This is a genomic window from Pseudomonas sp. ASL8, from assembly GCF_056680355.1.
Window position 1 is genome coordinate 5,321,753 of sequence record NZ_CM155278.1, and the last position, 14,320, is coordinate 5,336,072.

13 protein-coding genes and 1 pseudogene are annotated in these 14,320 nt (G+C 58.4%); 5 read left to right on the forward strand and 9 right to left on the reverse strand.

Translation table 11 applies throughout. The annotated features are described in order from the left end of the window. Positions 1 to 55: 55 nt before the first annotated feature. The 3 genes and pseudogenes from AC1MEA_RS24360 to AC1MEA_RS24370 form a co-directional block, all read right to left on the reverse strand. Positions 56 to 1,300: a D-mannose isomerase gene (locus AC1MEA_RS24360; RefSeq protein WP_480918215.1), complete on the reverse strand. Its 1,245-nt coding sequence runs from the start codon at positions 1,298 to 1,300 to the stop codon at positions 56 to 58. Between the two features lie 114 nt (positions 1,301 to 1,414). Continuing rightward, a complete protein-coding gene (locus tag AC1MEA_RS24365) occupies positions 1,415 to 2,278 on the reverse strand; it encodes a methyl-accepting chemotaxis protein (protein ID WP_374028601.1) in 864 nt (287 codons plus the stop codon). A gap of 42 nt (positions 2,279 to 2,320) precedes the next feature. Further along, positions 2,321 to 3,040, reverse strand: a pseudogene (locus AC1MEA_RS24370) (MCP four helix bundle domain-containing protein); the annotation flags it as partial. A gap of 256 nt (positions 3,041 to 3,296) precedes the next feature. Between AC1MEA_RS24370 and AC1MEA_RS24375 the strand changes: the two are divergent. Beyond that, entirely contained in the window at positions 3,297 to 3,779 is a 483-nt protein-coding gene (locus AC1MEA_RS24375) for a GFA family protein (RefSeq protein WP_219060668.1), read from the forward strand. 79 nt (positions 3,780 to 3,858) lie between these two features. Here the strand turns inward: AC1MEA_RS24375 and AC1MEA_RS24380 are convergent, their stop codons facing one another. Next, positions 3,859 to 4,944 (reverse strand): MBL fold metallo-hydrolase, encoded by a 1,086-nt coding sequence (locus AC1MEA_RS24380; protein ID WP_480417620.1) that lies wholly within the window; start codon positions 4,942 to 4,944, stop codon positions 3,859 to 3,861. Between the two features lie 179 nt (positions 4,945 to 5,123). Here AC1MEA_RS24380 and AC1MEA_RS24385 point away from each other — a divergent pair, with 179 nt between their 5' ends. Genes AC1MEA_RS24385 through AC1MEA_RS24395 form a run of 3 tightly spaced genes read left to right on the forward strand, consistent with a single transcriptional unit; the run spans position 5,124 to position 7,717 of the window. Continuing rightward, a complete protein-coding gene (locus AC1MEA_RS24385) occupies positions 5,124 to 5,750 on the forward strand; it encodes a TetR/AcrR family transcriptional regulator (RefSeq protein ID WP_480417621.1) in 627 nt (208 codons plus the stop codon). A gap of 51 nt (positions 5,751 to 5,801) precedes the next feature. After that, complete coding sequence (locus AC1MEA_RS24390) at positions 5,802 to 6,236, forward strand: hypothetical protein (protein WP_480417622.1); 435 nt, start codon at positions 5,802 to 5,804, stop codon at positions 6,234 to 6,236. Continuing rightward, positions 6,233 to 7,717 carry an ATPase domain-containing protein gene (locus AC1MEA_RS24395; RefSeq protein WP_480417623.1) on the forward strand — a complete coding sequence of 495 codons (1,485 nt, stop codon included), beginning with the start codon at positions 6,233 to 6,235 and terminating at the stop codon, positions 7,715 to 7,717. The genes AC1MEA_RS24390 and AC1MEA_RS24395 overlap by 4 nt, the downstream gene beginning before the upstream one ends. A 104-nt stretch (positions 7,718 to 7,821) precedes the next feature. Here the strand turns inward: AC1MEA_RS24395 and fahA are convergent, their stop codons facing one another. Continuing rightward, positions 7,822 to 9,123: a fumarylacetoacetase gene (gene fahA / locus AC1MEA_RS24400; protein WP_480417624.1), complete on the reverse strand. Its 1,302-nt coding sequence runs from the start codon at positions 9,121 to 9,123 to the stop codon at positions 7,822 to 7,824. Then, positions 9,120 to 10,427: a homogentisate 1,2-dioxygenase gene (gene hmgA / locus AC1MEA_RS24405; protein ID WP_480417625.1), complete on the reverse strand. Its 1,308-nt coding sequence runs from the start codon at positions 10,425 to 10,427 to the stop codon at positions 9,120 to 9,122. The genes fahA and hmgA overlap by 4 nt, the downstream gene beginning before the upstream one ends. A gap of 151 nt (positions 10,428 to 10,578) precedes the next feature. On the opposite strand from hmgA, the gene AC1MEA_RS24410 reads away from it, so the two are divergent. After that, complete coding sequence (locus AC1MEA_RS24410) at positions 10,579 to 11,400, forward strand: IclR family transcriptional regulator (RefSeq protein ID WP_219060662.1); 822 nt, start codon at positions 10,579 to 10,581, stop codon at positions 11,398 to 11,400. A 7-nt stretch (positions 11,401 to 11,407) separates the two neighbouring features. Here AC1MEA_RS24410 and hppD read toward each other — a convergent pair whose 3' ends face one another. The 3 genes from hppD to glcC all read right to left on the reverse strand — a co-directional run bounded on the left by hppD (position 11,408) and on the right by glcC (position 14,158). Further along, the gene (hppD, locus tag AC1MEA_RS24415; RefSeq protein WP_480417626.1) at positions 11,408 to 12,484 is read right to left on the reverse strand and encodes a 4-hydroxyphenylpyruvate dioxygenase; all 1,077 of its coding nucleotides are present in this window, start codon (positions 12,482 to 12,484) and stop codon (positions 11,408 to 11,410) included. Positions 12,485 to 12,629: 145 nt separating this feature from the next. Beyond that, positions 12,630 to 13,262: a maleylacetoacetate isomerase gene (gene maiA, locus AC1MEA_RS24420; RefSeq protein WP_480417627.1), complete on the reverse strand. Its 633-nt coding sequence runs from the start codon at positions 13,260 to 13,262 to the stop codon at positions 12,630 to 12,632. A gap of 128 nt (positions 13,263 to 13,390) precedes the next feature. After that, the gene (gene glcC / locus AC1MEA_RS24425) at positions 13,391 to 14,158 is read right to left on the reverse strand and encodes a transcriptional regulator GlcC (protein WP_449633285.1); all 768 of its coding nucleotides are present in this window, start codon (positions 14,156 to 14,158) and stop codon (positions 13,391 to 13,393) included. Positions 14,159 to 14,320: the final 162 nt, after the last annotated feature.

Here is a 14,320-nt window from a genome sequence, read left to right on the forward strand (position 1 = left end):
GTCGACCCTGAGTTGAATCTCTTGCGCCGACCTGGATCAGACTGCGCTAGGGCCTTCAACCCAATCGTGCAAGGGCGGTAGCCAGACTTGGCGCCAAGGCCAATACCGGTAGCAAGGTTGCCTGATAGGCATGGTAGAGGTCCGGTTTACCTGGCCAGATATCCGCACTGGGTTGGTTGTGCGGGTTCAATTCATGGCGCCAGCTGCCACGTTCGCGGTCGATGAAGAACGTTTCGTTGAACTCCCAAAAACGTCGATACCAGTTTTCATACTGTTTTTCCCCTGTACGCCGCAGCAGTGCCGCAGCCGATGCGCAGGCTTCCGCGTGGGTCCAGTGCAGGCGATGACGCACCACCGGACGATTTTCCCAGTCCAGGGTGTAGACGATGCCGGGTGCGCCATCGACGTCCCAACCATGGCGACAGGCACCGGCGAACAGACGCTTGGCGTCCTCCAGCAACCAGGGTGGCGTCGGCAGCTTTGCACGCTGACGTGCGGCCTCAAGGTGCAGCAACAAACGCGACCATTCGAACGCATGCCCTGGCGTGGTGCCGAAGGGCCGAAAACCGTCCGCAGGGTTGTCCTGGTTGTAATCGGGGAGCGGTTGCCAGTGCAGGCTGAAATGCTCAACCACCTGAAAGTCATTGGCGGCGGCATGGTTATGAATCACCCGCTCGACGATACTTAACGCGCGGTCCAGCCACTTGCTGTCGCCGGTGACATCGGCCAGCGCCAGGAACGCCTCGGTGCCGTGCATGTTGCTGTTGGCACCGCGATAGGCTTCTTCATTGCTCCAGTCTCGGGCGAAGGACTCGCGTATCGCGCCTTCTTCAACGCTCCAGAACCGGTTTTCCAACACGCCTATAGCCTCGGCCAGCAATTCGTCCGCACCGGGACGCCCCGCCACCACCGCCGAGCTGGCCGCCAGCGCGACGAACGCGTGCAGGTAAGCCGCTTTGCCGGCTTTGGCTCCCGCGCACAAAGGTGTCGCGAACCAGCCGCCCTGCTCGGCATCGCGCAACGGACCGCTCAGCGCCGCAATTCCGTGATCGACCAGCGCGGCAAAGCCGGGAATACCGCGAATATGGGCAAGGGCAAAGCTGTGGGTCATCCGTGCCGTGTTCATGGTTTCGGCCCGGGCATTATCAGGTAGACATCCCCGGTCATTCAGATTGCCGAAGCCTTGTGGCACCTGCGCCGCCTTGGCAAAAGCCAGCAACCTATTGCCTTCCATCGTCAGCCAGGCCGTATGCCCCGGTGCCTGCAACCAACTGCTGAATCCGCGCTTGCCCTCATCCATTTGTTGTTTTACCTCTGTCGATGAGCAGGATCTAAAGGCCAGATCATGCTTGCCGACGTTGGCCTGGGCAAGGGCCGGTATGTCACGCAACGTCACATACCATCAGCCGACGTCTCAGACCCGGAACCGCGTCACCACCTCACTCAACTCTGCGGCCAAACGCGAAAGCTCATGGCTGGACGTGCTGATCTGATGGGCCCCCGTGGCCGATTGCAGGGACAGGTCGCGGATGTTGACGATGTTGCGATCAACTTCGCGGGCAACCTGCGCCTGCTCTTCAGCAGCACTCGCGATGACCATGTTGCGTTGGGAAATCTGGTTGATCGACTCGGTGATGTCGGCCAGCGACTCGCCGGCGCCCCGAGCCAGTTGCAGGGTCGAACTGGCGCGATCACGGCTAGTGTGCATCGACTCCAGCGCTTGCGCAGAACCGCTGCGCATGGCTGAGACCATTTTGTCGATTTCCAGCGTCGACTGTTGAGTGCGGTGAGCCAGTGCCCGCACTTCATCGGCGACCACCGCAAAACCACGACCGGACTCACCAGCGCGTGCGGCTTCGATGGCGGCGTTCAAGGCCAGCAAGTTGGTCTGCTCGGCAATCGAGCGGATCACGTCAAGCACCTTGCCGATGTCTTGAGACTGGTCGGCCAGATTCTGCACCAACGTCGAGGTAGCCTGCACGTTCGTCGACAGTGACTGGATCGCTTCAACGGTGTCGACCACCCTTGCCTGCCCCGCCTTGGCTGAATCATTGGAGTGGGTGGACGCTTCGGACGTCGACACAGCATTGCGTGCCACCTCTTCCACGGCCGAGGTCATTTCATTGACTGCCGTGGCGGCTTGTTCGATCTCGGCATTCTGCTGTTGCAGGCCGCGGTTGCTGTTTTCCGTCACCGTATTGAGCTCAGTGGCTGCCGACGCCAGTTGCGTTGCCGAGCTACCGATCTGGCGCAGGGTCGTGCGCAAATTACCTTGCATCAGCGCCAGCGCCTGGAGCAAGCGCGTCACTTCGTCCTTGCCGACGATGCGGATGTTTTGGGTCAAATCACCCTTGGCCACATGCTCGGCGGCCTCCACTGCTTCCTCCAGAGGCCCGACGATACTTTTGGTCAGCAATAGCGCCAACATGATGGTGCCCAATGCCGCAACGACCACAAAAATCAGGACGATAGTGCGCGAGTGGTTGTATTGCGCCTCGGCGGTCACTCCCTCCTGATCCACATGCAGGGCATAAAAATCACCCAGATCTGCGAGCTGCTTACCGGAGCCGTCGACGATCTGCTTCATGTCCACCAGCAGCAGTTTGACCAAGGCGTCTCGATTGTTTTGTTCAGCCAGGGTAAAAGACTGCGCGATGCCTTTTTGATAGTCGGCCAGCGATACCTTGAACTGATCGTTCAGCGCCCGCTCTTCCGGGGTATTGATGAACCCGGCGAAGGTCTCGAGTTTTTTCGTCAGGTCCTGATGACGCACGTCCATCTGGCTGCGGTATTGGCTGATGTTCCTGGAGTCCGGGTCCAGGGCCATGCGCAGGGAAATAGTCCGGATACGCAGCATCAGTTCACGAATATCGTTGACCACGCGCATGCTGGGCATCCACTTGCTTTCGACCGCCACCTCACTCTGGCGAATCGTCGACATTTGTACCAAAGCGAACCAGCCAAGCAATGCAACCAGCAGGGAAATCAAAGCGAAACCAAGGCCCGCTCGGCGGGCGATGGTCAAATTGCGTAGGTTCATGACCGTAGGCTCTTTTTATTAGGGGCAGGACGCATACGAGGTAAGTCATCGTACGACCGCTAGATCTATCGACTGCTACTGCGGCATCTTTAGTCGGCGTCAGGAAGAATCCCGACATTTCCTGTCGGCGCATTCGCCGCTAGAAACGCCTCACCCGACGAACGCCATCACGCAAAAGCCTCAATCTGCTTGTCTAGACGTTAGGTGTGCAGAAAAAGTGGCACCCCGTCAACGTTGGCTCAAGGAGGGTTTTGCCATGCATCTGGAAGGTTCCTGCCATTGCGGCGCGGTCGAGTTCAGCCTCAACAGCGCTCATCCGTATCCCTATCAGCGCTGTTACTGCTCAATCTGCCGCAAGACTCAGGGCGGCGGCGGTTACTCGATCAACCTTGGCGGTGACGCACGCAGCCTTAAGGTCAACGGGCGCGAACATATCGCCATCTATCACGCACGAATGAGGCACGACCATCAGACGCATATCAGCAATGCCGAACGGCATTTCTGCAAGCTCTGCGGCAGCGGGTTGTGGCTGTTCAGCCCGGACTGGCCAACGCTGATTCACCCGTTCGCTTCGGCCATCGATACCCCGCTACCGGTGCCACCGGAACACACGCACATACTGCTCGACTCAAAAGCATCCTGGGTCGAGGTCAATGTGCAGCCCGGCGACAAGGAGTTCGACGGCTACCCGGAAGAATCCCTTGAGCAATGGCACGAGCGGCTCGGCTTGAGCCGCTGAGGCCAGTAGCGGTATTCGATAATCGAATTTCAGTGTGGAGCTGACCTCCACCCTGTAGCGTCCTCAGGCACCTGAGGACTCAAACATGTCGGCGGTGGCCCTGAGGTTCGGCAGCGTCCGGGCTGTAAGTTTCGATCACCCCCTCCACGCCCAGCCACCATGCATGCCCGCGACTGGGGTATTGCAGGTAGAACGGCTGGCCCATTTGCGGTGTGCTGATGGCTATGTTCTTTTCCCAGGCCAGGGCCAGAATCCGGTCGAAGGGTTCGTGCCAGGCATGCATCGCCAGATCGAACGTGCCGTTGTGGATCGGCAACAACCAGCGACCACGCAGGTCGATGTGGGCCTGCAGGGTTTGCTCGGGTTGCATGTGCACGTCCGGCCAGTCGACGTTATAGGCACCGGTTTCCATCAAGGTCAGGTCAAACGGCCCGTACTGCTCGCCGATGTGTTTGAAGCCATCGAAGTAACCGGTATCGCCACTGAAAAAGATCCGCTGATCGTCGTCGATCATCACCCACGATGCCCACAACGAACGATTTCCATCACGCAGTGTACGACCGGAAAAGTGCTGCGATGGCGTGGCAACAAAACGCATGCCTTCAATTTCACTGGACTCCCACCAGTCCAGTTGCCGCACTTTTTGCGCCGGAACGCCCCACTTGATAAGGGTGTCACCCACGCCGACAGGCGCCAGAAAATGCTCGGTTTTATGCGCCAGCGCTTTGATCGTCATGTGATCGAGGTGGTCGTAATGATTGTGTGAAAGGATCACCGCCTTGAGCGGCGGCAACTCTTCAAGGCTGATAGGCGGCTGATGAAAACGTTGCGGCCCAGCCCATTGCACTGGCGAAGCACGCTCGGCGAACACCGGGTCGGTCAGCCAGAACTGATTGCGCAACTTGAGCAGCACCGTGGAATGCCCAAGACGGAAAACGCTGTTATTGGGCGCTGCCAACAACTGCTGGCGCGACAGGGTCTGCACCGGAATCGCGCCCACGGGCCGGGTATGCGCCGGTTTGTTAACGAGGGCGTTCCAAAAGATACGCAACGTCTTGAGAAAGCCCATCCGGTTCATCGGCGCGTGGTTGCGATAACGTCCCTCATGCAGTCGAGAGGCCCGTGATCGGGCAACGTCATCTGAATCTCGTGGTGGCTTGGTCATGACAAACTGACTCCAAGGGGCGGATGGAGGTTCCTGCATCCACACGCATGAGGATGGCAGCGAGAATAAAGATCAGAAGTAACTACACTACACAGTGTAGTTTCAAGCTTGCAACATGTCAGATGACCAGTAAACTGCCGAGTGTAAAAATTTTCACTCCGCCTGTCTGAAGCGAACCTATGAAAGCCCCTCTACGCCTGACCGACCGTAAACGTGAAGCCATTGTTCAGGCGGCTATTGCCGAGTTTCGCGCCAATGGGTTCGAAGTCACCAGCATGGACAAAATTGCCGCATTGGCGGAGGTGTCCAAACGCACGGTGTATAACCACTTCCCGAGCAAAGAGGAGCTTTTCTCCGAAATTCTCCAGCAGTTATGGATCAGCAGCGCCGATCGGCTGGACATGACCTATCACCCTGAGCGCCCGCTGCGCGATCAGCTTCAAGAGCTACTGGCGTCGAAAATGCAGATGCTGGCTGACAGCAACTTTCTCGACCTGGCACGAGTGGCCATTGCCGCGACGATCCACTCCCCAGAGCGCGCGCAAAACATGGTCTCCCGCCTCAATGAGCGCGAAGAAAGCTTTACCGCCTGGATCCGCGCCGCCCAGGCAGACGGCCGTTTCAAAGCGGTAGACCCGAGTTTCGCCGCCACTCAGATTCATGCATTGCTCAAAGCGTTCGCTTTCTGGCCGCAGATAACCCTGGGCGCTCCGGCTTTGGCCCCTGCCGCCCAGATGTCGGTGATTGAATCGGCACTGGACCTGTTTTTGGGCAGGTACGAAATACCGCACCTGATGGTGGGCTGACGACTATGGAAAGTGTAGTATTACACGCTCAACACAATGAATCAGTGAGCCATGTCCACGGACAGCAAAGAGAGCCGTCAGATCGTAGCTTCTCTGGCGCACCGAGTCGGTAACAAAACCGACCCCGCATATATCGCTGAAGCGATTGTTGCGACATTGCAAGAAATGGACGCAGCCCTGACCCCCATCATCGGACAGCAAGGGGTTGTCGCGCTCTATCGCCGCAGTCTCTACCTGTGTGCTTCCACTCATCCCCGCCTGGCTGGCACGCATGAACACGTGCGGACCGCCATAGATCTGACTGAACTAAAATCCGTGCTTGTTAAGCAAAACAGCACAGAAGCCTGTCTTTTCGGCGAAGAGCTATTGAAGACCTTCTACGAGCTACTGACCACGTTGGTCGGGCCCTCGCTCACCGAGCATTTACTTCGTTCCGTGTGGGAAAATTCTTTGAGCGGCACTCCCGCGCAGGATACCTCGCCATGACCACCAAAGTGACAATCAACCGCTTGGCAACCGGAGTGCCTGGACTTGACGAGGTTCTCGGCGGAGGATTGCCGGAGTTTTCGTTCAACTTGATCGCCGGTCCTCCCGGCTGCGGCAAGACCACGCTGGCCCATCAGATGATGTTCGCCCTGGCGACACCTGAGCGCCCGGCCCTTTTCTTCACGGTGCTAGGCGAGCCACCACTGAAGATGCTGCGTTATCAACAGCAATTCGACTTTTTCGATAGTGAAGCGATCAACCGCTCGATCCGCTATATCAACCTGGCCGATGATACGCTGGCAGGAAATCTGGATGAAGTACTGCGGCGTATCGTTGCAGAGGTCGAAGCCCACGGTCCGGCGCTGGTTTTCGTAGACTCCTTCCGGTCAGTGGTGCTGGCAAGCCGGACCCAGGACAACCCGAACAACAACCTGCCTCAGTTCGTTCAGCAACTGGGCATGTTGATGACCACCTGGCAGGCGACCACCTTCCTGATTGGTGAATACTTTACCGAGACCGACACCAACCCGATTTTCACCGTGGCCGATGGCTTGATCTGGCTACGGCAAAGCGTGCAGCGCAACTCCATGGTGCGCAAGATGGAAATCATGAAAATGCGCGGCCAGCCAACATTGCCCGGGCTGCACACTTTCCGCATTGATACCTCGGGCATCAAAGTCTTCGCACCGGCAGCCATCAGCGTCAAGAAACAGGATGTTCTGTCAAAAAATGTGGTACCGCCGCGCTTGAAAATGGGCATCCCCCATCTGGACGAAATGCTCGGTGGTGGTCTTCCCCAAGGATATTCCTTGCTGGTCGCCGGTCCATCCGGCTCCGGAAAAAGCATTCTGGCGGCGTCCTTCCTCGCTGAAGGTGCACGTACAGGCGAGACCGGCGTGATTGCGATGTTCGAGCAGCGCCCCAACCATTCACAGAACGCCACGCTGGCACGCCTGATCAAGAGCGATAAGGTAGGTCTGGTAGACAGTCACGCACCAGACATGTCCATCGACGAAATCGTCCAGCTACTATTGGGCGAGATCAAGCGCCTGAAGGCCACCCGTGTGGTCATTGATTCCCTGTCGGGCTTCGAGCTCGCTCTGGCACCGACATTCCGTGACGACTTCCGCGAATCACTGTCACGTATGGTCACTGCGCTGACCAGTGCCGGTGTCAGCGTGTTGATGACCTCCGAACTTGAAGACCGTTACACCGACCTGCGCTTCAGCCCATACGGCACGGCCTTCCTGACCGACGCCATCATCGTCCAGCGCTATATTGAAGTCCAAAGCCGCTTGCTGCGCATTATGGCAGTGGTCAAGGTCCGAGCCAGTGCCCACTCGGATGAGCTGCGCCTGTACCGCATTGACGATAAGGGTCTACAGATTGACGACATGCTTCTTGACCAGGAAGGCTTGCTCGGAGGCCGGCCGACCCGAAGGCGTTCGGATGTGGCACGCCGTGGAGAAGATGAGGCTTGAGTCAGCCTTGTGATCGAGGCCACGGGCAAGCGTGAGGCGCGATGGTCAGTGCGCCTCGCGTACTCTTCTTGCCCGGCCAAAAACCCGTAAAAGCACGGGCTGTATCAAGCCCCTAGCAACGTGCCCCGGCATTCGCCAAAACCAATGGAGGCGTAACCCTGACGGTGGCAGCGCGCGCGAAAGATGACTTCATCGCCATCCTCAAGGAAGCGTCGGCTTTCGCCGCTAGGCAATGTCAGTGCGTGTTTACCACCTTCGCTGACTTCCAGCAGGCTGCCGAACTGCCCTGCCAACGGACCGGACAAGGTGCCGGTGCCGAACAAATCTCCCGGCTGAAGTTTGCAACCATTGACCGTGTGATGCGCGACCATTTGTGCAACGGTCCAGTACATGTTTTGGGTATTGCTCAGCGTCAGGCGATGCGGCGCGATGCCCTGCGCTTTCATCTGTTCGGTGAGCAGCAACACTTCAAGCTCGATATCCAGCGCCCCGCCCTGCTGATCAGCGGCATCGAACAAATACGCCAGCGGCTGCGGATCGCCCTCTGGTCGGGCCGGTTGTGCGATACGGAATGGCGCCAGCGCCTCAGCCGTCACCACCCAGGCAGAAATGCTGGTGGCAAAACTCTTCGACAGAAACGGACCCAGTGGCTGGTATTCCCACGCTTGCAGGTCCCGCGCCGACCAGTCATTGAGCAGGCAGAAGCCAGCGATATGCTCGGCCGCCTCGCCAATGGCAATCGCCTCGCCAATCGCATTGCCCGGGCCGATCCATACGCCCATCTCCAGCTCATAATCCAGGCGCTTGCTGGGGCCGAACTTGGGAACGCTCGCACCCGGGGCCAAGGTCTGGCCATTGGGGCGTTTGACGGGGGTGTCCGAGATGCAGATGGTCGAGGCGCGACCGTGATAACCGATAGGCACGTATTTGTAGTTAGGCAGCAACGGATTGTCCGGGCGGAATAGCTTGCCCACGTTCAGCGCATGATGAATGCCGACGTAAAAATCGGTGTAGTCACCGATACGCGCGGGCACGTGCATCTGGCACTCGGACATCGGGTGCAGCACGGTGTCGGCCAATGGCCGCAAACGCGACAGCTGCGGGCTGTTTTCATCCAGCAGGTGCAGCAGTTCGTTGCGCAGGGCTTGGCGGGCTGGCGCGCCCAGAGCAAAGAAATCATTGAGCTGATCACGGCTTGCGGCTTCAGCAGCATCACGCGCCGCGCCGTTGAAAAAACCGACATCCAGCGCAGCACGCAGGTCGAAAATCATCTCGCCGATGGCAACACCACCGCGCTTGCTCAGACCTGAATGGCTGAAGATACCGAGCGGCAAGTTTTGCAGGGGGAAATCGGAGTGGCCGTTGGCGGACGTCACCCAGCTAAGGGGATTCGATGAAGTGGTCATTGCGGGGTTCCCGAATCGAAGTGTTTGGCCATGCCTGACCAGCAGGCATCGTAATCCGTTTGCAGTTGCAGGCAGTCGAGGGCATGGCGGCTGGGACGCAGCACTTTGCCCGTCTCGAACATGAACGCCATGGTGTTGTCGATCTTGTGCGGCTTGAGGTCGTCGGTGATAGCTTTTTCTGCCGTGATGTTGTCCGGGCCGTGGGCGCTCATGCAGTTATGCAGGGACGCACCGCCAGGGGCAAAGCCTTCAGCCTTGGCATCGTAGGTACCGTCGATCAGCCCCATAAATTCGTTCATCAGGTTGCGGTGAAACCAGGGCGGCCGAAAGGTCTTTTCAGCCACCATCCAGCGCGGCGGGAAAATCACAAAATCGACGTTGGCCTGGCCAGACACAGTGCCAGGCGAGGTCAGCACGGTGAAAATTGACGGGTCCGGGTGATCGAAGCTCACGGAGCCAATGGTGTTGAAACGACGTAGATCGTATTTATACGGCACGTTGTTGCCATGCCAGGCAACCACGTCGAACGGCGAATGGTCGAGCTGTGTGACCCACAGCTCACCGAGGAATTTCTGCACCAGTACGACCGGCTCATCCCGGTCTTCGAACTGTGCGACCGGCGCCAGGAAGTCCCGGGCATTGGCCAGCCCATTGCTGCCAATCGGCCCCAGCTCCGGCAGGCGCAAGGCGCAGCCATGGTTTTCACAGACATAACCGCGTGCTGTAGCGTCAAGCAGCTGGATGCTGAATTTGAGCCCGCGTGGCACTACCGCTATTTCCTGCGGCTCGATGTCCAACAGGCCCAGTTCAGTGACGATCCGCAAGCGACCCGACTGAGGCACGATTAGCCACTCGCCGTCAGCATTGAAAAAAGCCCGGTCCATGGACGCGTTGGCGCAGTAGACGTAAACGCTGACACCTTCGGCCTGATCGGCCGCCGCAGTGCTGGCCAGGCTGATCAAACCGTCGATGAAATCGGTACGTTGCGTCGGGATATCGAAGGCATTCCAGCGCAGGCGATTGGGGGTGATTGGCCCGGATTCCAACCCCAGTATCTGCCGCGCCAGTCGCTCGTAGCGAGGATGGGTGGCCGAGGGTTTGATCCGGTACAACCAGGTACGTCGGGCTTCTGCGCGCGGCACGGTAAAGGCCGTGCCCGATAGCAGCTCGGCGTACAGGCCGTGCGTGTGTTTTTGCGGGGAATTCTGTCCGACCGGCAATGCGCCGGGCAGTGCTTCACTGCTGAACTCATTGCCGAAGCCACGTTGATAGGTCAGGGTTTCAGGAGAGTGGGCTGTGTGCATCTCGACCTCTTGTTATGTGGGTGTGAGGTGGCGTCGACAACGCTTGCGACGAGGATTCAATCAAGCGTAATTAGATTACGCATAACGTAATTTGAGTTTGTGGTGAGGTCAAGCTATAAAGCAGCCTTCTCAGACCGGCGCGCACCTCTTCATGACAGCGGAAATCGAAAGCCCAGCAAGTGGACGGCAGCAAAAAGTTCAAGCGGCCGAGGTCGGGCTCGGCGTGCTCAAGGCGCTGGCCGAGCTCGCGCCTTCTACCTCGCTGTCAAAGCTCGCCGAACACGTGGGCATGCCCGCGAGCAAGGTCCATCGTTACCTGCAAGCGCTGGTGGCCGGAGGTTTCGCCGAACAGGACGTCACCACCAATCACTATGGCCTGGGACGCGAAGCATTGCAGGTCGGACTGGCCGCATTGGGGCAGCTGGACGTATTGAAAATCGCGGCGCCGCATCTGGTCGCGCTGCGTGATGAACTCAACGAAACCTGCTTCCTCGCGGTATGGGGCAACAAAGGCCCCACCGTGGTGTATGTCGAGCAATCCATCGGCGCGGTGACGCTGGTGACCCAGATTGGCTCAGTGTTGCCGCTGCTCGGTTCGTCCACCGGGCTGGTGTTTAATACCTTTCTTGCCGCCAATGAAACCGCTGAACTACGCGAATCCGAGTCCACACGGCTGAATGCGCGACAACTCAAAGAAGTCGACCTGCACATCAAACAGATTCGCAGCACCGGCGTGCATCAGATTCACGGCCTGTTGATGGCAGGCGTGAATGCCGTGTCGTCACCGATCTTCGCTGTGGGCAATAAACTGGCAGGTGTGCTGACCGTCGTCGGCTCGGCGTCGGTGTTTACCGCAGAGGTACAGGATTCAGCGGCCAGACAACTGCTGAAAACAGCTCAGGCCATCAGCGACCGGATGGGGGGCAGTCAGCCGGTCGCGGGCAAGCCCGCGCCGACAGGGGAACGCGATTAACGGTGCCTTACTCGGCCTTCAACACACCGCGCCGCACTTGATCGCGCTCGATGGATTCGAACAGCGCCTTGAAGTTGCCTTCGCCGAAACCATCATCGCCCTTGCGCTGGATGAACTCGAAGAACACCGGCCCCATCAGGGTTTCCGAGAATATCTGCAGCAACAGCCGACGCTCGCCGCCATCCGATGAGCCATCCAGCAGGATGCCCCGGGTTTGCAGTTCATTCAGCGGCTCGCCGTGGTTCGGCAGGCGCCCTTCGAGCATCTCGTAATACGTCTCCGGCGGCGCGGTCATGAAGCGCATGCCGAGGGCTTTCAAGGCATCCCAGGTCTTGATCAGGTCATCGGTGAAGAACGCGACGTGTTGAATACCTTCGCCGTTGAACTTCATCAAAAATTCTTCGATCTGGCCCGCGCCTTTGGAAGACTCCTCGTTCAGCGGGATGCGGATCATGCCGTCCGGAGCGGTCATGGCTTTGGAGGTCAGGCCGGTGTATTCGCCCTTGATGTCGAAATAGCGAATTTCCCGAAAGTTGAACAGCTTCTCGTAGAAGTTCGCCCAATACGCCATGCGACCGCGATAGACGTTGTGGGTCAAGTGGTCGATGAACTTCAGGCCCGCCCCCACCGGATGACGCTCCACGCCTTCGATGAAATTGAAGTCGATGTCATAGATCGACGTGCCCTCACCAAACCGGTCGATCAGGTACAGCGGCGCACCGCCAATGCCCTTGATTGCCGGCAGACGCAGCTCCATCGGGCCCGTGGCGATTTCAACCGGTTGCGCGCCCAGCTCCAGCGCACGGTTGTAGGCTTTTTGCGCATCCCTGACCCGAAACGCCATACCGCACACCGACGGGCCGTGCTCAGCCGCGAAGTAGGAGGCGACGCTGTGGGGCTCGCAGTTGAGGATGAGATTGATCTCACCCTGACGATAGAGCGACACGTTCTTGGAGCGGTGATTGGCAACTTTGGTGAAGCCCATGATCTGGAACACGGGTTCTAGGACGTTCGGGGTCGGCGAGGCGAATTCGATGAACTCAAAGCCCATCAGGCCCATCGGGTTTTCGTAGAGATCAGCCATGGTCTGGCTCCTTGCAAATAGAGAGTGGGAAGCACGCAGCGAACATCACTCTCCAGCGGGAGGAGCACAGGAAATCCCTCGCACACTGCGGGCGAGGAAGTCTCCGAAGATCAATTGTAAGCCCAGTATTTTCATGTTGAATGGATCACTCTGGCTTGTCGGGTTGCGCATCAGGATGCGCGCATTGGAAAGCCGGATGTTGCAGCGCCAGGTGTTCGACCCGGCAAATTTTTGGATACGGGGTCAGATCGACGTTGAAACGGCGGGCCGCATAGATTTGCGGCAAGAGGTACGCGTCCGCCAGTCCTGGCTCGCCGAAACAGAAGCCCTGATCACCGATCAGCGCCTCGACTGCGCTGAAGCCTTCAGTAATCCAGTGACCGATCCAGGCGGCAACGTCAGCTTCTTCACACTTCAGACCCCGCAACCGGTTCAGCACCGACACGTTGTGCAGCGGATGAATGTCGCAACCGATCAGCGCGGCGACAGCCCGCTGCTGCGCTCGCTCGATCAGGTCCGTAGGCAGCAGTGGCGGCTGTGGATAGCGCTCTTCCAGGTACTCGATGATTGCCGACGACTGGATGATCACTTCGCCCGTCTCCACCCGTAGCGCAGGCACCCTGCCCTGCGGGTCGATGGCCTTGTATTCAGGCTTGAGCTGCTCGCCACCGTCGCGAATCAGGTTCACCGGGATCGCATTGAACGCCAGCCCCTTGAAGGCCAACACGATACGCACCCGGTAACTTGAGGTTGAGCGGTAGTACGTAAATAGATCCACGGGGGCCTGCCTGTTTCATCGCACGTTCTCCGTTAATGATAGCCATCGGAGACGTGTCTGCTTGTTATATTCGTAATTGCGTTACGCAATGCGTAAATTGCGGCAGATACCCTTCGATGTCAAGTCGCTCATGCCCAACCCTCAAGCCGCAACGTGGAGCGCACCAGACGCTGCTCTTCGTTTTCAATTTCCTTGAGGTTCTCGCAAATGCTCTGGATATGGGCAATGGCGGCCTTGCGCGCCTGTTCAGGCAAGCGGCCCGTGACGGCGTTGTACAGGCGCGCGTGTTGCCGGTCGATCTGGCGTTTTTGCGGTTCGCGGTGATACAGGTTGTTGACCGAGGCAAACACAGTGTTGAGCAACAGATCGGTCAACGAACGCAGGGTTTGCACCAGCACCGGATTGTGCGACGCCTCGCAGATCGCCAGGTGGAAGGCATGGTCCAGTCGCGCATGACCTGAGGCGTCGAGCGGTTGGTCGTGGGCGGCGATCAACGCTTCATAGCTGCGCGTGATCAATACAAAGTCGGCATCGGTACCGCGCAAGGCTGCCAACCGCGCGGACTCCCCTTCCAGCAGGCTGCGCACTTCGAACAAGTCGTAAAGGGTACGCGGCTGCGAGCCGAACAGGTGCATCAAGGGCGACGTGGCGGTGTGGCTCGACAGTTGAGCGACGAACGAGCCCTTGCCCTGTTCGGTCTCGATGATGCCTCTGGCCCGCAACAGTTTCAGGCCCTCACGCAAGGCGGTGCGGGACACGCCGAGTTTTTCCGTGAGGCGCCGTTCGGACGGCAAAATCTGTCCGGTTTTCAACACGCCATCGACGATCAAACGCTCGATGCGCTCACACACAACATCGGCGACCTGCGGCGCGCGCGTCGAAGCAGTGTTAGCCATGCAACCTCCACTGGTATGACCAGCTATAAATACTCAACCAAGAATGCTCAACAATAATTTCAAGCTATTGAAAAATAAGTGTTTTTAAAAAAACCAGCAATCACCTAGAAAAAACAACTGGTTCGACCAGACTTATAAGTCATGGACAGTAAAGCCTCAGCG